The organism is Mesorhizobium sp. CC13 (assembly GCF_039907765.1).
Classification (GTDB): domain Bacteria; phylum Pseudomonadota; class Alphaproteobacteria; order Rhizobiales; family Rhizobiaceae; genus Aminobacter.
In genome coordinates this window covers 43,905-61,259 of sequence record NZ_JARDJI010000003.1, presented here as the reverse complement: position 1 = coordinate 61,259, position 17,355 = coordinate 43,905, and the positions used below count along the sequence as shown (strand labels likewise).

Genomic DNA, 17,355 nt, shown 5'->3' with positions numbered 1-17,355 from the left:
GGGAGCCTCAGTCGCCGTTGCGACGGCTCGGGCGGGACCAGATCAGGCTGTAGCCTTCGCCGCTCTCGTCGCTGACCAGGTTGGCGTAGATGGGGCTCGTGAACGAGGGATCGTCGAGCTTAAGGCCGAGGTATTCGCGGCCTTCGTTGGAGCGCTTGGCCCAGGCTGCCCCGATCTCGACCCGGCCGACATAGACGCGATGGCTGGGGGCGTTCTCGCCGCTGGCTCGGGTGTCGGGGGTGACGCGGACGTTCTTGGCCTGGAGCGAGAGGGTGACGATCTCGCCGGTGAACTCGTTGTTGCCGGACTGCTTGAAGGTGCCGATGGTGGCCATGGTAGTTCTCCGTGGTTTCTTGCTCGAGCCGCACCATTGCGGTCTCGATGGCGATCGGCCGGCCGAAGGCGAACGGCGCTTCACCCATCAGGGCCAGAGCGAAGCGGCGGATGGCGGCGGAGGACTTTCTTGCCTCGCGAGGAATGCCGGCGTCAGGCGGCAGGGGAAGAAAGTCTGGAGGCGCCGTTGAAGCATAGCCGGGCGAGGCGAAGCCGGCCTTCGGCCAGATCAAGCCAATAGAGAGACCGTATTGGAGCGGACATAGGGAAGAGCCGGCCCGGAGAACTTGGCTGCCGCGTGCGAACTGCGAGTATCCGGAAACAACGAGTTTATCGTTGCGCTCTGCGCCGCTCCCGGTTCAGCCGGATGTCCGCCACCATCCTCGCCACCCGCGCCAGTGGCGAGTTTGCCCCACGTTCTTCCGCTGCTGTCGGCCGGATCGGGGCGTGCTGCCGCCATGCAGGTACCGGCGTGGGCACTATCTGGATTTCATGATCGCGTTTCCGACGGCAGCGCGCCCCATGCCGACGTAGTTCGCGACGAGAACGGCGAGGCCCTGCCGGGTCTAGTCGCCGATCTGTCGTCCGATCATGAGGCTCTTGCGGCACCTTGTCCGACTGGCGCGGGCGGGGCCATCAGGGTGAGGCGCATGAACGCCGTGATGCCGACCGCCGCCGCGCCCACGATGGAGAAGACGAGCTGCCAAGTGTCAGACGGAATGGCGAGCTTCACGATGCCGAAGGTGGCGTGATAGCCGGCGATCGCCGCCGGCGCGACGAAGGCGAGGATCACGAGCAGCTTGACCCAGGCGGGTCGCGCGACAAGGAGCAGAAGCTGGAACAGGCCGAAGGTCAGTGCGGCCGCGATGACGCCGACAATGATGGTGCCCGGAATGCCCGCTCCGGTCTCGTGCGCCCAGGTGCCGATGGCAGTGCCAACGAAGAGCGGCAGGGCGAAGACCGCGAGGTTGAAGAGCAGCCAGCAAAGCGCAGTGATGCCGGCAAGCGTAGCGATAATGGCGAGGATGATCATGGTGGTGGTCTCCGTGCATGACTAGAACGGGTCGCGCCAACCACCACCACCACGGCGCGACAGGAACTATAGCAGTGTTCGGACGACAATGGCAGCAGAACGTGCGGCGCCCAAGGCGGCATGGTCGACCGGACGAGACTGCCCGATCGAGCGTTCTGCCCGGAGATGGAAGGCGGCGCTCACGCGCCGCCCCGCTTGCGGAAGTCATAGGCGTTGATGCCGAGCTTCCTCGCCTTGTCGGCGAAATTGTCCTGGATGCCGGTGCCCGGGAAGACGATGACCCCAATCGGCAGTATGTCGAGCATGGCGTCGTTGCGCTTGAATGGCGCGGCCCGGCCGTGCTTCTCCCAATCCGGAGCGAAGCCGACCTGCGGCACCTTGCGGTTGTCGGCCCATTTGGCGGCGATCAGTTCTGCGCCCCTGGGCGACTTGCCGTGGATCAGCACCATGTCGGGGTGCTTGGCGTGGACCTTGTCGAGCGCGTCCCAGACGAGATGGTGATCGTTGAAGTCGAGGCCGCCGGTCAAGGCGATCTTCGGACCGGAGGGCAGCATGACCTCGCTGTCGGCCTTGCGTCGGGCGGCGAGGAAATCGCGGCTGTCGATCATCGCCGAGGTCAGGTGCCGATGATTGACCATCGACCCGGAGCGTGGCCGCCAGGCCGAGCCGGTGTGCTGCTCGTAGCGGTCGCCGGATTGGTCGCGCATGAGCTCGAAGGCGTCGCGCCGTTCGAGCATGGTCTGGCCCTGGGCGGTGAGGTTTTCGAGTTCGACCGCCTTGATCTCGGTGCCGTCCTGTTCGCGCTGCAGGCGGCGCTGCGCCTGCTCGTTGTCGTCCAGTTGCCGCTCGATCCGCAGCACGGCGCGGTGGAACACATTGGTGACGGACCAGAGCAGGTCGTCGAGATCGGGTTCGAGGCGCGTATCGGCCAGGGTGGCGATGAGGGCGTCGAAGATGTCGGCCACCGCTCCGGCCACATGGTCGCCATCGGGCAAAGGTCGCGGATCGGGCTCGTCGCTGTAGGGGCGCCAGCCATAGAGCTGGAGTTCGGTGAGGACATGGTCGGTAGGGGACGATGCGTGGTGCGGTTCGGTGTCGTCGTGCTTGCTCATGGGGGATCTCCCGTCGGCTCGACCGCGACCCTCGCGGCCTTCATGGCGACGAAAGCCCACGGGCGGGACGGCCGGGCACCTGGAGCGAAGCGGAGGGCCGGAGCGTCAGCGGAGGATGGCAGAGGCCGACTATTTTGCCTCGCGATGGAAAGGCGTCGCATTTCGTCGCTGGCATTCGCCAGCAGTCGGGCGCCGACGGAAAATAGTCGGCCGCCGCCATTGCCTGGACGGCTTGGCTGTGGGCTCGATCGCCCTCTCGAAGGCCGGGTCGCGGCGCTGATCCGGCGGGCGGTCCACCAGCGATGCAGGCGGCACCGGACCTCGCCCTGTCCCCTATCGGCTCATGCCGCTCGCGTCAGATAGCGCAGTCGATCCCTGCGCATGAGCTGCTCCGCGATCGCTGCCCGAAGGGCCTCGAGGCCGCAGTGGCGGAGATCGTCGTTGAAGTCCTCGAGCTCGGGCGACAGCACGATCGCCTCGATCCCGGCCTCCCGTGCCCGCTCGGCCAGGGTGTCGCGTGCCCCGTCGCCAGCCGGATCGTTGTCGCGAATGACATAGAGCCGGCGCAAGGTGGACGGAAATAGGATGGCGCCCAGATGTGCGGCCGAGAGTGCCGCCGCCATGGCCATGTCGGGTAAGGCGCATCGGAGCGACAGCGTCGTCTCGATGCCCTCGCCGGCTGCCATGACGCTGGCTGGCACGCCGAAACGGACGGCGTGACCGAGAAGGTCACCCATCGCTCGGCGCGGCGTGTCGATCGGCGCCTTGGCATCGCCGCTGGGGTCGAGCCACGTGCGGTGCGCGCCGGTCTGGCGTCCGCTGAGATCGGTGACCGCGGCGATCATGGCCGGCCAGGTCTCGGTCGGTCCGTGATCCTCGGGCCGATAGTAGCAGCGCGGATGGAACCGAAGCGATGCGGTTCCGTGCAAAGTCGCAATGCCGCGTCCCCGCAAGTACGATTCGACGAGCGTGCCGGGGATCGGCTGCGACATGGCGAAGAGCCGCCGCGAGGTCTCGGGCGATCCGGTTGGAACCGGCGCCGGCTTGCCGCGGGAGGGGCGTGGTTCCGGTCGCGGCATGGCGAGGAAGGCGCGCGCCTCATCGGCGACGTCCTTGAAGTCGAGGAGACCCATGCTCTCGCGGATGATGTCAAGCAGATCGCCGTGCTCTCCGGTCGCGGCGTCGGTCCACTTGCCCGGTGGTCCCTTCGGCGAGCGCTGAAGGCGGACGAACATCGAGCGCCCCGCTGCGTTGCGGACATCGCCCACCTGCCAATAATTGCCGGAACGACGTCCGTTGGACAGATAGTGCCGGCACACCGCCTCGGCCTGTTCGCCGAGACGGTGGGCGAGTTCGGCGGCGGCGCGGCGCGGCATCATGCGGTCTCCCGCTCGCTGACGCGCTCGATCGGCCAGCGTCCCAGCACGCGATCGAGCACGGCGATGCCGGCGGCGTCGGTTGGCACAAACATCCTTAGCTTCCACGAGATGATCTCGTGGAAGAGGCCATAGGCGGTGAGCCGCTCGCGCATCGTGTCGGCGAAGCCGGTCAGTTCGATGCGCCAGGCGCCCATGACGCGGACGCGGCGGAGCTGCAGCCCCTCGGCGAGATCGATGATCGTCCGCCCGTCCATCAGCGCCGCGAAGGCCTGGTCCGGTGACAGCGAGGCGACGCCGGTCGTGGTGGCATTGGCTGCCCAGGCCGGAGAGACGCGGCGGCCTATGATGCGCTCGCCCGCGTCGGTCTGGAGCCGATAGACCCGCGTTGACTCGTTGGGCAGGCGCCGCCAGATCGGCAGCAGCAGTCCGGTCACCATATGCAGGACGCTGTCGGAGAATTCCGGCACCTCGGCCATTTCGGCCTGCCATGCCGACGAGAACGCGTACCGATCGGCCTCGACCCAGCGCGTCTCGCCCATCGCCTTGAGCGGCATGTTCTGGGATTCCATCGGCCGGATCAGGCGGACCCGCCGCTCGATCTCGCCATCGTCGAGCATCACGCTGGTGGTCGGAATCTGCACGGCGGCGCGGCCGGACTGCTCGTTGAGCAGCAGCATGGCGTGCCGATCGGCGAGATGATCGAGCGCTGCGTCGAGCGTCACGGGACGGTTGCGGCGGCGCTCGGCGATGGTCAGCAGGCGGGTCTCGGCGCTGGTGCGCGGATGGGTGTAGATCACCTCCCGTCCGGTGACGATGAAGCTCTCGGCTCGGAGCGTTTCGAGCCCCGCGTCATAGGTCCCTGATGCGATGGCGCCATTGATCCGCGCGGCTAGCAAGTGCTCGAAGGCCTCGAACAGCACGCCCTGCAATTCGATGGTGAGCGCCAGCATACGATTGAGGAAAGTGGTGATGGGCGGCAGCTCGTCCTTGATCCCGGTGTCGTCCATGAGCTTGAGGCCGGTGGCGGACTCGAAGCGTTCGAGCGAACAGCCCTCGAGCTTGCCGCGGACGATGACCATGTAGAGCTGGCGCAACGCGTCGCGGGCATAGTGGCTTTCAAGGTTGTCTTCTGGGCGGAACAGGCCCTGGCCGCCCGTTTGCCGCTGGCCGCGGGTGATGGCACCCAGCGTGTCGAGGCGGCGAGCGATGGTCGAGAGGAAGCGCTTCTCGGCCTTCACATTGGTGGAGATAGGGCGGAACAGCGGCGGCTGCGCCTGATTGGTTCGATGCGTGCGGCCCAGGCCCTGGATGGCGGCGTCTGCCTTCCAGCCCGCCTCGAGCAGATAGTGGACGCGCAGCCGCCTGTTCCGGGCCGAAAGCTCGGCGTGGTAGCTGCGCCCGGTCCCGCCGGCGTCGCTGAAGACCAGAACGCGCTTCTGGTCGTCCATGAAGGCCTGGGTTTCGGCGAGGTTGGCCGATCCCGCGCGGGTCTCGACCACGAGGCGGTCGCCGCCCGGGACAGAACCAGGCTTGTGCACGATGCGGCGGGAGCGGCCGGTGACTTCGGCGACGACGTCCACCCCGAAATGCTGGACGATCTGGTCGAGCGCGCCGGGCACGGGCGGCAGGCTGGCGAGCTGCGCGATCAGTTCGTCGCGGCGAGCGACAGCCTCGCGGCTCTCGACCGGCTGGCCGTCTCGATAGACCGGCCGCGACGATAGATTGCCCTCCGAGTCCGTGAACGGCTGGAAGAGCTGCACCGGGAAGGAATGGGCGAGATAGTCAAGGACATATTCGCGCGGCGTGATGTCGACGCGAACATCGTTCCATTCCTCGGTCGGCAGTTCGGCCAGGCGCCGTTCCATCAGCGCCTCGCCGGTCGAAACGATCTGGATGACGGCTGAATGGCCGTCCGCCAGGTCGCGCGCGATCGAGCGGATCAGCGTCGGCGTCTTCATCGAGGTGAGCAGGTGCCCGAAGAAGCGCTGCTTGGCCGACTCGAAGGCCGAACGGGCGGCCGACTTCGCCTGCGCGTTCAGCGTGCCGCTGCTGCAGGTGATGTTCGCCGCCTGCATCGCCGCATCCAGGTTGTTATGGATGACGGCGAAAGCGCCCGCATAGGAATCGTAGATGCGGACCTGCTCGGGCGTCAGCTCGTGCTCGACCAGCTCGTATTCGACGCCGACAAAGGAGAGCGAGCGGGCGGTGTAGAGGCCGAGTGCTCTGAGGTCGCGGGCCAGCACCTCCATCGCCGCGACGCCGCCGGATTCGATCGCCTCGACGAACTCGGCGCGGGTCGCGAACGGAAAGTGCTCGCCGCCCCAGAGGCCGAGCCGCTGGGCATAGGCGAGATTGTGGACGGTGGTGGCGCCGGTAGCGGAGACATAGAGGATGCGCGTGTTCGGCAACGCGTGCTGGAGCCGCAGCCCGGCGCGGCCCTGCTGGCTGGCGGCGACATCGCCCCGCTCGCCCTTGGCGCCAACGGCATTCTGCATGGCATGGCTCTCGTCGAACACGATCACGCCGTCGAAATCGGCGCCCAACCAATCGACGATCTGCCGGACCCGCGAAACCTTGTCGCCGCGGTCGTCGGAGCGCAGCGTGGCATAGGTGGTGAATAGGACGCCTTCCGGCAGCGTGATCGGCTTGCCCTGCGGGAAGCGCGAGAGCGGCGTCACGAGAAGCCGCTCCATGCCGAGCGCCGACCAGTCGCGCTGGGCGTCCTCGATCAGCTTGTCGGACTTCGAAATCCAGACGGCCTTGCGGCGCCCCTGCATCCACTGGTCGAGGATGATGGCGGCGGACTCGCGGCCCTTGCCGACGCCGGTGCCGTCGCCGATCATGAAACCCTGCCGGAAGCGGACGGCATTCGCGGCATCTTCCGCTGCGGCGCAGACTACATCGAAGGTGTCGTCCACCGTCCAGGCGCCGGCGAGGAATTCCGCATGGGCCTCGCCGGCATAGATCACCGTCTCGAGCTGGGCGTCGGAGAGCAGCTCGAGGATGTTGTGCGGCAGGCGCGGCCGGTAGTTCGGCCGAGGCGGCATGACGCTCGCCATCGCTGCCGACTGCACGAGCGGGGTCGGGTGCGCCTGAGAGCCGGGAATACGGATCGCCTGAACTCCGTAGGCCTCATAGATGGCGTCGGTGATGCCGGCGTCCTCGGCCGGCTGCGCATCGACGATCTCATAAGTGAGTTCGACGCCCTCTGGCTCGGCGAGCGCAGCCCGCGGCGCGATCCGCGCGGCGCGGGTGACATAGCCGCGTACCGTGCGCGGTGCGGCAGCGGCCGTGACCGGAGCGCTCGGCAGAGCGACCGGCAGGCGCGCCGGGACCTGCGCCCCGACCCAGGCCATAAGCGTGGCCGCGTCGGGCGCGATTCCCAGCGAGGCGGGGAAGACGGCCGGATCGTCGGCCGGCAGCTTGTCGATCACGGTGAGCCGTGTGTTGAATGTCGTGCCATGCTTGGCGTAGACCGCGCCGTCGATCGCCGCGGAGAACACGACGCGGCCGCGCTCCTGCAAGCGCATGAAGGCCGGCGCCGAGGCCGGGTCGTCGGGCGCGAAGCTGGCACCGGTGATGGTCACCAGGCGGCCGCCCGGCGCCAGGCGTGCGAGCGCCGAGGCGACATGGCGCAACGCCGCGTCGGCAACGCGCCCCTCGACATTGGCCAGGACCGAGAAAGGCGGGTTCATCAGCACGACACTCGGCACGGCACCGGGATCGAGATGGTCGTCGATCTGGGCGGCATCGAAGCGGGTGACGGAAACGGCCGGAAAGAGGGAGGTGAGGAGGCCGGCGCGCATCTCGGCGAGCTCGTTGAGGACGAGCGCGCCGCCGGCAATCTCGGCGAGAATGGCGAGCAGGCCGGTGCCAGCCGAGGGTTCGAGCACGCGATCGGCTGGCGTGATGGCGGCAGCGGTCGCGGCGACGAGACCGAGCGGGATCGGTGTCGAGAACTGCTGGAAGGCCTGCGCTTCTTCGGAACGGCGGGTATGCGTCGGCAGGAGCGCGCCGATCTTTGTCAGGGCGGAAAGCCGCAGAGCCGGAGTGGCGGCTTTACGGAGCAGCGCCTTTCCGTATTTGCGCAGAAACAGGACGGTGGCTGCTTCGCAGGCCTCGTAAGCCTGCTTCCAGTCCCAGGCGCCGGCGGCATCGGAGGCGCCGAAGGCGGTCTCCATCGCCGCGCGCAAGATCGGCGCGTCGATACGTTCGCCGCGCTCGAGATGGGGAAGGATGAGATTGCCGGCGGCGAGGACGGCCGTCGCGGCGTCAGTGTCGGCGGGCGCGAGCGGCGCGGCAGCGGGCGCCGCCGCGGATACGGAGATCGGGGACATGAGAGGAACCTCGGGAGAGCAGGGACAGGAGCGAGCGCGCGGTGCTCTCTCTGGACCGCGCCGGCTCAGACCCGTCCAGGCCCTCCTCTGCCTCTCACGGCAGGCCGAGATCGTCCGCGAGGTTCAGCGCCGTGAGCCGTTCGACATCGTCCGCGCGCACGATCTCGTAGTCGTCCGACATCCAGGCATAGTCACCGGCCCAGACGTCCGCGAGTGTCGCCCAAGTGCCGTCCGGCCAGACGACAATGTCATCGGGATGATAGGGCTGCTGCGTTGTCATCGGTCTATCCTCCTGTCTGCGCGGAAACGCTCCGCCGACGCCCACCGAAAGCGAGCGGTCCGCTGCCGTCACCGAGGGATCGAGGAGAACCCCGTGCGGGTTGACGGCGAGAGGCGGATGGGTCGCTTACCAGGACGTCGAGGAGGTCGGACATTCCGCACGGACAGGGTTGTAGGACCGGTGACACGACCGGCGCACTCGCCCGGCTTACGGGACTCGCGCATACGGGCGAAACGGCGATCAGCCGAAACGGCGGCCATTGGCGGTGAAGGTATAGCCGTTGGCGAGGATGGCCTCGTCCACCACCGCGTCGGAAGTCTGGTAGTCGTATTCGCGCTCGAGCTGGCGGTAGAGCCATCGGGCGAGATCGCGCAGCGCCTCGATCACCGTCTCCTCCGCGTCGGCCGTCATCTCCTGATAGCTTGGGCTGTCGCGCTCGACCGCGATCGCCATGCAGTATTCGTGATAGTAGCGGTCGCGATGGACGATGCCGGCGTGGAGCTGGAAGAAGTTCCGGCGCTGGACGGCCTGCAGCGCGGCGGCGATCCGGTGGAGTTCCGTGTCCTTGGGCGCATGGTCACGGATCTTCCGCACGGCGCCCGCCGCGTAGCGATACTGGCCTTCGAAGCAGGCGCCGTCGCCCTGGCTCCAGAACCCGGAGAACCAGATGCACGATTTCTGCCGCGTGCCGCCGCCATAGAGGCGGACCGGGATCGTCTTCAACGCGACGCCGAGGATCGCGCAGATGCGCTGGAAATCCTCATACACGAACTCATACCAGTCGTGATCGACGGCGCCTTCGCGATACCAGTCGCGGGCCTTCACCTTCGCCGCGTCCGAGAGCTCGTCAAGACGATAGACCGTGGTTTCAATGATCTCAGACATCGGCTTCCCCTCCAGCGAGAAGGTTGGCGAGCCACTCGTGCGTGTTGATCCAGGCGATGACCTCGCCGGTTGCCAGATCGAGCACGACGGCGCTGCCGCCAAAGTCATCGACGCGCAGTCGCGAACAGGTGTTGGCCCACTGAAATCCCCAGCGACCGCTGAGGCCGAACGCCGAAGCGCAAAGGCGGACGAACCGGATGACGCACTCGGGCTCGCCATAGTCATCGGCATGGATGCATTGTTCCGTGTCGGCATCCGCCTCGCCGCTGGCGAGGTGGAACCCGTCCGCGAAGACGGTATCGTGTTCGCCCGCAGCGGTGTCCTGGCGATAGAGCTCGAGTGCGCGCGCGACGTTCTCGACGCTCTCGACATCGAATGTGCATGAGAACTGCGTGACGTAGTCGGCCATGAAAACCTCCTGAAATGGAAAAACCCGGCGCGATGGCCGGGCCTCGGTTGAAAGGAAGGTGGGATGCCGCGACGGCAGGGCGCGCCGTCACGCAAGGCGCAGCTGCGCCTGCCGCAACGCGGCGAGCGCGGCACGGAACTCGGCGGCGCCGACTTCCTCCGCGAGGTCGATGGACGCGGCCACCGAAAGACAGGCGACATGGATGTCCGTGTCGGTCACCGCGTCCACCGTGAGGCCGACGAAGCTGTCGTCGGCCTCGAGGATCGACGCGACCTGGCCGCGGACGCGATCCTCGTGCAGCTCGGCCAGGGCATGGGGCGGCGCCGGGAGATCGGCGGGCTCGTCGGGACCGCGCGCGCCGTCGAGGATGGCCCCGCCGCGGGCGATTGCCCAAGCCGTCTTGGCCAGCCATTCGGGCGGCGTCTGCCGGTCGGCGCTGACGTCGCTGAACAGCATCTTGAGGAGGCCGAGCAGGACCTCGAAATGCGCAGCCTGGCGCTGCACCGTCTCCCCGAAATGCGGCGGGACGGGAATGGCTGGCACCCGATAGGCCGTATCGGCGCCTTCCCAGATGCCGGTGACATAGGTTTCGCCGGAGGACTCGTAGTCCTCGCGCTGACCGGACCAGTCATTGTCCTCGATGGCAAGCCGGCAGGCGGCTTCGGGCGTATCGGCCGCATAGGTGACGTGCCGGAAGACGGGCAGGTGGTAGGTGGTCTCGATGGTGAAGGTGGGCATCGTGCTGCTCCTGAAAGGCAGGCGGCCCGGCGCCGCTATCGCAGCCCGGGCCGTCTTGATGAAGATTGAAGATGCGCAAGTGGTGGCGTGGTCAGGCCGCCGCGCGTCCTTCGATGACGTCGGCACCGACCTCGTCGGCGGTGACCTCTTCGAGGCGAGCCCGGGCGTGCCCGGTCCTGGCCAGCCACAGCTCGGCGGCCTCGCGGCTGTCGGCGAGATGGAGGAGCTCGACATTGTCGCCGACGGACAGCAACACGCGGAACATGCCGATGGTGGGCCGGTCTACGATCTCGTAGCGCAGATCGCTGTCGAGGCTGTGCTCGCGCATCGCGGTGACGAGGATCACGCTGCCGGAGGCGAAGCTCCCTTCGTTGAGGATGATGGCCGCCGGTGCGCAATAGGCCGGCCGTTCGCGCGGTGGCTCCTTGCGGACGAGGCGTCCGAGGCCGTTGCGCCGTTCCCAGGCGGCGAGTTTCTTGGCGAAGCGCGCCGGCGGTTTCGGCGTGCCGTCCGAGTAGCGGATCAGCGCGCCGAGCGGGGCGGTGTCATAGACGATATGGGCAGACATGGTGGTCTCCGAAAACAAAGTGGCCCGGCAGGACGCCGGGCCGAGCGGGTGAAGGGTGAGCGGGGCGACCGCAGCCGCCCCGCCGATGCGGCTATTCGGCAGCGACGGCCTGAACCGCGCCGTCATCGGATTCGGCCTCTGCATCGTCGCCGTCGCCGGCGAGGAACGCGGGGAGGTCCTGCTCCTCGTCCCCGGCGGGCGCGGGCGCCTCACCGTCGATCAGCCGCAGCGGTTCGGGCAGCCAGCCGCTGTCAGCCAGGAGGCGCTCGGCCTCCTTGGCCATTTCGGGCTTCTTGAGGTGGTCGATGAGCTGCGCCGCCTGTTCGCCGGCGCCCTCGCGGACCGCCTCGAGGATGCGGGCCTTGGTCACCCGGCCGAGATAGTTGTCGACGGTCGGGCGCCAGCCGACATCGACCAGGTCGAGCCCGGTGGCATGGGCCAGCCGGTCGGCCTCGCGCAGGCGCTGCTCGAGACCGGCCTGGCTGACGCCATTGCCGCCATAGGGGTTGGGCCGTTCGAACAGGGCATTGATGCCATAGCTGACGCAATGGGCGAGCAGCGCCAGCCGGCTGGCCTCGTCGAGCGTGTCCAGCCACGCCCACAGCGCATTGTCGTCGCCGAAGGGAATGTCGGCCTTCCAGGCCTCGTGACGTTCGTCGACCGCCTTGGCCGAGGGGCTGTCCTTGAGGTCGGCCTGCTGCGCCGTCAGATAGACCTGCCGCACGGCGGCTTCGACACAGCCGGTGAAGGAGCGCTGGCCGAAGGCGTCGAGGACGAGCCGGTGCAGCAGCGCCGTCATGGCGACATGCGGGTTGACGGCCACCGCGTTGCGCAGCGCCAGCGTGCGGTAGGCGGTGAGCTCGGTGACGAGACGCTCCGGCAGCGGCTTGATGGTGTCGTCGCCGTCGTCCTCCTCCGGCTCGGCCGACTGGCCGCCAATGGTGATGGTGGTGCGGCGCACCGCCGGATCGCCGCCGGCGGGGTCTGCGCCATCCTCGCCATCGCCCTCGGTCCCGTCGCCGTCGACCGGCTCGGGCGCCTCGTCCTCGGGACGGACATAGCCTCGATCGACGACGAGGTCGCCGTCGCGGTCGATGCTGACAAAAACGCCGGCGCGGGCGCGTTCGGCTGGATCGTAGATGATCGGCCGGCTCTCGAAGGCCTCGAGCGCGGTCTCGATCTCGCCGAGGCGCTGGTCGACCTCGTCGGGCAGTTCGTCCGCTTCGGCGTACTCGGCTTCGAGGTCGTCATACTCCTTGCGCAGGGCTTCGCGGGTGGCGCGCTCGTCGTCGTTGAGATCGGCGGGCGTGCCGGTGAGCTCGCGCAGGCCTTGCGCATGGCCATAGGGCAGATCGACGTCCACCACGATCCACTTCCAGGCCTCGGCCGCGATCGCGTCGGCTGCTTCCTTGAGCTTCTCTCCGGCCAGGCGGTCGAGCAGCGCCGGATCCTGCAGCCAGCCGCCATTGTCGGCCTCGAACAGGTCGCGCAGCACAATACCGCCGGCGGCGACATAGGCGTCGACACCGACGAACCGCGCCCGGCGGTCAGTGGCCCGCACCGTGGTCTCGGTCAGCATGCGCCTGATCTGCTGCGGCTCCTGCGACCAGGAGTTCTGCAGCGTTTCCCAGACCTGCTCCTGGCGCGCGTGGTCGTCGCTGACCGTGAAAGCCATGAGCTGATCGAGCTTCATGCTGTCCTGCTCGTAGGTCTCGAGCAGCCTTGGCGAGACCCTGGCGAGCCGCAGGCGCTGCTGCACGAAGGTGGCGGTGACGAAGAAGCGGGCGGCGATGTCTTCATGGCTCGCCCCCTGGTCGTGAAGGGTCTGGAAGGCGCGGAACTGATCGAGAGGATGCAGGTCCTCCCGCTGGAAATTCTCAGCGAGTGAATCTTCCTCGATCGGCACGACGCTATTGGCGTCGGTAACCACGCAAGGCACGGGTTCGGCCTTGGCCATGCGCTTCTGCTTGACGAGCAGTTCGAGCGCCTTGAAGCGCCGGCCGCCGGCAGGCACCTCGAACATGCCGGTCTCTTTGCCTTCGCCGTCGAGCACGGGCCGGACGTTGAGGCTCTGCAAGAGGCCGCGCCGCGTGATCGAGGCCGCGAGGTCCTCGATCGATTGCCCGTTCTTGATGCGCCGGACATTGGCCTGGCTCAGCACCAGCTTGTTGAAGGGGATGTCGCGCGAGGCGTTGAGGGTGATCTTCTGCTTGGCGTTTGCCATCGAGATAGTCTCCGCGACGGGCGGCCGGGAGCCTCTCTCCCGACCTCCAACCCGTCGCGAAATCCCGTCCCCCCTCTCCCTCTCGCGGGCCGACACCCCACTGGCGCGCGGCGGTTGCGATGGCCAGGCCGAGGGCGGCGCGGACCGGGCACATGGACGTCAGTCGCCGTCCTCGATCCGGACCTGTCCCGCCTGGCGGAGCGCCTCGACCAGGCGGGCATGATCCATGAGGAGGTGGATCAGCGCCTCGCGCTCGACCGTGACCGTCCGGCTGGTGCCGCGGGTGCGGTCATAGCGCTCGTGCAGGGCTTCGAACTCCCGCATCGTGGTGTAGAGCGAAAGCATCGGCCGGCTCATGGCGCCCTCCCCGCGGTGGCCGGCCCGGAAGGCGTGGCGATCTCCGGCAGGTTCCAGACCTCGGCGCCGGCCGCCGCGTAGGCGGCGGCGACCGCGCTGACAGAAGCGAAGGACAGCGCATGCCAGGGTGCCGGATCGGGATCACGGCCGACCGCGATCATCGGGCCGGCAACCGCGAGATGGAGCGCGGCATCGAAGGGCACGGCGAGGCTGTCGATGACCGGCAGCCCGGCGGCGATGCATTCGGCCTTGACCGTCTGGAGCTCGTAGTCCGAGAGCCGCGCGCCCTCACCATAATGGAGCGTGAAGCCGCCGCGGCCGATGCTGAGATGGCCGCCGGGCGTCCGGAGCGCGGAGTCGATATAGGGTCTGTAGTTGAAGCTGGTCGGGGAAGGACGGGTCATGATGGATCTCCGCGACGACCGGCCGGAGCTTTCCCGACCTCACGAATCGTCACGGCGAAAGGCCGCCCCTCTGGCGAGGGGCGGCTGTCGCCGCTTGGCGGCGGCGCGGTGCTACCGGACGGAGAAGAGCGGGCGCTCCTCATTGACCCGGTATTTGCGGCGCAGGGCCTCGATCGCGGCGTCCTGCCGATCGGCCCGTCGCCTGAGCCGGTCGAGCTCCGGGCCGGTGACCGACAGCATCGCATCCAGTACGCGCCGGTATTCGGCCTCGTCGGCGCCGGTCCAGCGCGACATGCGGCGATGGCAGTACCGGGCCTTGGGACGGCGGCGGATCGTTTCCGCCTCGGCCCGGATTTCGAGCTTGCGCTCGACCGCGACGAGCGTGCGGCGGGTCTCGGCAAGACCCGCCTCCATGCGCTCGAGCTGGGCGTGGAGTAGCGCACTCGTCAGCATCATGAGCCCCCGCGCCGCGTATGGGCGATGGAGGCGACGATGCGCTCGGCTGCCCGGATACTGCCCGCCTGACCGGCCGCCTCCGCCCAGACCGACAACGGCAGGTCGGTCGCGAACAGGATGTCGCGCTCGATCCCCATATCGAACGGCAACCGCACCGAAGCCAGCTCCTCGAGCGAGAAGCTGCCGATCTCGGGAAAGCCAAGATCGGCGAGGCCGTAGAGGATGTCGCCATCCGGATGAAGCTCGGCCGCGAGCCAGACGCCCGCTCCGAGCGGATTGAAGAACTTGACCACCGGCACATGATCGGCACCGGGATCGCGTCCGTTGGCGAGCAGGCGCTCGCGCAATTCGTCGGTGAGGAGGATCATGCCGCCCTCCTGTCGATCTCGGTCGCGGCCGCGTCGGGCGTTACCTCGGTTTCCGGCAGGAAGGCGAGCAGCCAGTCGGCCGCCTTGCTCGCCTGGCTCGCCGCCCGGACGACGGCGCGGTTGTCCTCGCGCAAGACCTCGAGCCAGGAGGCGAGATAGTCCGCGTGGCGCACGGTCGGGACGATGCCCAGCGCCGCGCAGCAGAAGGCGGCATTCAACTCGGCCACGAGTTCCTCGAAAGCATAGGCCTTCGAGCCGAAACGCTGGCCGAATGTGCGGTTGAGCCGCGAGGCATGGCCGGTGGCGTGGCCGAGCTCGTGCAGCGCCGTGCGGTGCCAGTCGATCGGCTCATAGTAGGCTTGCGGCGGCGGCACCACCACATAGTCGTTGGCGGGAACATAGAAGGCGCGGTCGCCGCCGATCCGGAAGTCGATACCGGTCGCCTTGATGAGAGCATCAACACGCGGCTCGATCATGCCCGGCGGTGGTGGCGGCACCTCGGTGGCGATGTCTTCCGGCAGGTCCTCGCACTGCGCCGTGTTGAACACGGTGAAGCGCTTGAGGAAGGGGATGGCCTGCGCCTCCGCGTCGGCCTCGAAGGCCCGCTGCTTTTCGTCCTCGGGGACGAAGCGGTCGGCATAGACGATCGCTGTGCCGCGCTCGCCCTTCCGGACATGGCCGCCGAGCGAGAGCGCCTGGCGGAAGGTGAGCCAACCCTGACCGGGGAAGCCGTGCTGTACGACTGCGTCCCACAGGATCAAGATGTTGATGCCGCCATAGGCGCGGCCGGTGCTGGCATTCCTCGGCAGGCCGAGCGGTGCCTTGGCCGCCGAACTGCCCCACGGCTGCACCCAGGGAAAACGCCCGGCCTCGAGCTCGGCGATGATCTTGCCGGTGATCTCGTCATAAAGGTTTCCCCGGTCGGCGCCGGCGCGCGCTTGGCGATCATGTCTGTGCATCGCGGTTCTCCGCGACGGGCGCCGGGAGCCTCTCTCCCAGCTCTCAACCCGTCACGGCAAAACCGGGCCGCACTCTCACTCTAGGGGGGCGTTGCGGGGGAACCCCCGCAGAAGGGGGTGTGTCGGCAACGCAGTGCCGACCAGGGGGAAGGCCTTTCCCCCGAATACGCAATCCCGAATCCGCAAAGGCGGAAAGGCGGGGAAGCGCAAGGACGGAAAGGCGCAGAAGCGTAAAGGCGTTGTGTCCCAAAGACGCAGAATTGTGAAACCGGAGAACCGCAAATGCGCCGCAGCTGGTTTCAGAGGGCGAATTCGGTCTGGCGCGCCGAATTCCAAGGCCGCACCTTGAGACTTCCAGGCGGCAGTGGCCGGAGCACATCGTCTTCGCGGGCGGTTCTGTCCAGCCAAGCCATCCGTTGATCACGGCGCAGGACCGCCATCTGCCGATCGTGGAATGGTGCGACATCCGCGTTCGCTTCGATAGTGAGGATGGCGTAGGCCTCCGGCCAATCCCATGTAGCCGGCCGCCAGATTCCCGCGAAATAGAACCAGTCGCCGTCGGAGAGCGAGAAGCCGTAATACTTGCCGTGGCTGCGATGGCGGAATTCGGACGCTGGCACGAGGCAGCGATGAGTGGGAAAGGTCCGCCCCTCGGCGCGGATCACCGTGAACGGACGGCCACCCGGGTGCTCGGGCTGAAGGCCCCAGGGCAACTCGACCATCTCGATGTCGTTGCCGCTGCGGCGAATGACGACACGCCGTTGGCCGATCGAGGCTTCCGAGTCAAAAATGCTTGCGTGCATGGCGATGGGAACATAACAAGAACAAGCAAAGAGCGCAATGGAATGGAGGTCTCGGACGATGTGCAACGACTACCGCCTACATGTTGACGTGGCCTCGATCGTCGAGGATTTCGCCGATCTCAAGATCAGGATCCGTTTCTCCGAAGGCCGGTCAAACCTCGAGGCGCGCGACGACGTCAAGATCACCGATATCGGCCCGATCATCCGGACGGTCGAAGGCGAACGCGGTGAAGGTGATCTTGTGCAGCGGCGCTGGAGCTGGCCCGGCGCCAACAAGCGGCCCGTCTACAACTTCAGGAGCGAGGGCCGGGAGTTCGCGTCCAACCGCTGCCTGATCGTCGCTGACGGGTTCTACGAGTTCACCGACCCCACGGATCCCAAGAAGAAGCGCAAGGACAAGTGGCTGTTCACGAAGGCCGACGCGCCCATCTTCTGCATCGCCGGCATCTGGCGCCAGACTGACGACGTCGGCGAGGCCTTCACCATGCTGACCATGGAACCCGGTCCGGACATCACGCCCTACCACGACCGCCAGATCGTGATCCTGGAACGCCATGCCTGGGCTGACTGGCTCGATCCGACGATACCCGCACAATCGCTGATCAAGCCGCTTGCGGCCGGATCGCTGCATGTGAAACAGGTCGGGTGACCGGCGAGCCGAAAGTGGTCCATACGCGACGTCGACCGCCCGAAGACTTACTCCGACAATA

The 17,355-nt window shown here is 67.6% G+C and carries 18 protein-coding genes; 1 reads left to right on the top strand and 17 read right to left on the bottom strand.

What is annotated here, in order from left to right:
- Positions 1–7: 7 nt before the first annotated feature.
- The 17 genes from PV773_RS06010 to PV773_RS05930 form a co-directional block, all read right to left on the bottom strand.
- On the bottom strand, positions 8–334 hold the full coding sequence (locus PV773_RS06010) for a DUF736 domain-containing protein (protein WP_065011846.1): 327 nt from the start codon (positions 332–334) through the stop codon (positions 8–10).
- Between the two features lie 588 nt (positions 335–922).
- Complete coding sequence (locus PV773_RS06005; protein WP_347965476.1) at positions 923–1,366, bottom strand: hypothetical protein; 444 nt, start codon at positions 1,364–1,366, stop codon at positions 923–925.
- A 179-nt stretch (positions 1,367–1,545) separates the two neighbouring features.
- The gene (locus PV773_RS06000) at positions 1,546–2,478 is read right to left on the bottom strand and encodes a DUF2493 domain-containing protein (protein ID WP_347965475.1); all 933 of its coding nucleotides are present in this window, start codon (positions 2,476–2,478) and stop codon (positions 1,546–1,548) included.
- A 341-nt stretch (positions 2,479–2,819) separates the two neighbouring features.
- Positions 2,820–3,854 (bottom strand): toprim domain-containing protein, encoded by a 1,035-nt coding sequence (locus tag PV773_RS05995; RefSeq protein ID WP_347965808.1) that lies wholly within the window; start codon positions 3,852–3,854, stop codon positions 2,820–2,822.
- Positions 3,854–8,194 (bottom strand): bifunctional class I SAM-dependent methyltransferase/DEAD/DEAH box helicase, encoded by a 4,341-nt coding sequence (locus tag PV773_RS05990; protein ID WP_347965474.1) that lies wholly within the window; start codon positions 8,192–8,194, stop codon positions 3,854–3,856. Before PV773_RS05990 ends, PV773_RS05995 begins: the two co-directional genes overlap by 1 nt.
- A 94-nt stretch (positions 8,195–8,288) precedes the next feature.
- Positions 8,289–8,474: a hypothetical protein gene (locus PV773_RS05985; protein ID WP_347965473.1), complete on the bottom strand. Its 186-nt coding sequence runs from the start codon at positions 8,472–8,474 to the stop codon at positions 8,289–8,291.
- A gap of 240 nt (positions 8,475–8,714) precedes the next feature.
- A complete protein-coding gene (locus tag PV773_RS05980; RefSeq protein WP_347965472.1) occupies positions 8,715–9,359 on the bottom strand; it encodes an antitoxin of toxin-antitoxin stability system in 645 nt (214 codons plus the stop codon).
- Positions 9,352–9,768: a hypothetical protein gene (locus PV773_RS05975; RefSeq protein ID WP_347965471.1), complete on the bottom strand. Its 417-nt coding sequence runs from the start codon at positions 9,766–9,768 to the stop codon at positions 9,352–9,354. Before PV773_RS05975 ends, PV773_RS05980 begins: the two co-directional genes overlap by 8 nt.
- Positions 9,769–9,855: 87 nt before the next feature.
- A complete protein-coding gene (locus PV773_RS05970; protein ID WP_347965470.1) occupies positions 9,856–10,506 on the bottom strand; it encodes a hypothetical protein in 651 nt (216 codons plus the stop codon).
- Positions 10,507–10,597: 91 nt separating this feature from the next.
- Entirely contained in the window at positions 10,598–11,074 is a 477-nt protein-coding gene (locus PV773_RS05965) for a hypothetical protein (protein ID WP_347965469.1), read from the bottom strand.
- A 91-nt stretch (positions 11,075–11,165) separates the two neighbouring features.
- Entirely contained in the window at positions 11,166–13,298 is a 2,133-nt protein-coding gene (locus PV773_RS05960; RefSeq protein ID WP_347965468.1) for a ParB/RepB/Spo0J family partition protein, read from the bottom strand.
- A gap of 159 nt (positions 13,299–13,457) precedes the next feature.
- On the bottom strand, positions 13,458–13,655 hold the full coding sequence (locus tag PV773_RS05955; RefSeq protein ID WP_347965467.1) for a hypothetical protein: 198 nt from the start codon (positions 13,653–13,655) through the stop codon (positions 13,458–13,460).
- The gene (locus tag PV773_RS05950) at positions 13,652–14,059 is read right to left on the bottom strand and encodes a hypothetical protein (protein ID WP_347965466.1); all 408 of its coding nucleotides are present in this window, start codon (positions 14,057–14,059) and stop codon (positions 13,652–13,654) included. The genes PV773_RS05955 and PV773_RS05950 overlap by 4 nt, the downstream gene beginning before the upstream one ends.
- A 111-nt stretch (positions 14,060–14,170) precedes the next feature.
- Positions 14,171–14,515, bottom strand: coding sequence for a hypothetical protein (locus PV773_RS05945; RefSeq protein ID WP_347965465.1), 345 nt, complete (start codon positions 14,513–14,515; stop codon positions 14,171–14,173).
- A complete protein-coding gene (locus tag PV773_RS05940) occupies positions 14,512–14,883 on the bottom strand; it encodes a DUF2958 domain-containing protein (RefSeq protein ID WP_347965464.1) in 372 nt (123 codons plus the stop codon). Before PV773_RS05940 ends, PV773_RS05945 begins: the two co-directional genes overlap by 4 nt.
- Complete coding sequence (locus PV773_RS05935) at positions 14,880–15,842, bottom strand: zincin-like metallopeptidase domain-containing protein (RefSeq protein WP_347965463.1); 963 nt, start codon at positions 15,840–15,842, stop codon at positions 14,880–14,882. Before PV773_RS05935 ends, PV773_RS05940 begins: the two co-directional genes overlap by 4 nt.
- Before the next feature lie 299 nt (positions 15,843–16,141).
- A complete protein-coding gene (locus PV773_RS05930; protein ID WP_347965807.1) occupies positions 16,142–16,645 on the bottom strand; it encodes an SOS response-associated peptidase in 504 nt (167 codons plus the stop codon).
- A gap of 58 nt (positions 16,646–16,703) precedes the next feature.
- Here PV773_RS05930 and PV773_RS05925 point away from each other — a divergent pair, with 58 nt between their 5' ends.
- Positions 16,704–17,294, top strand: a complete 591-nt coding sequence (locus tag PV773_RS05925; protein ID WP_347965462.1) for an SOS response-associated peptidase — start codon at positions 16,704–16,706, stop codon at positions 17,292–17,294.
- Positions 17,295–17,355 lie beyond the last annotated feature (61 nt).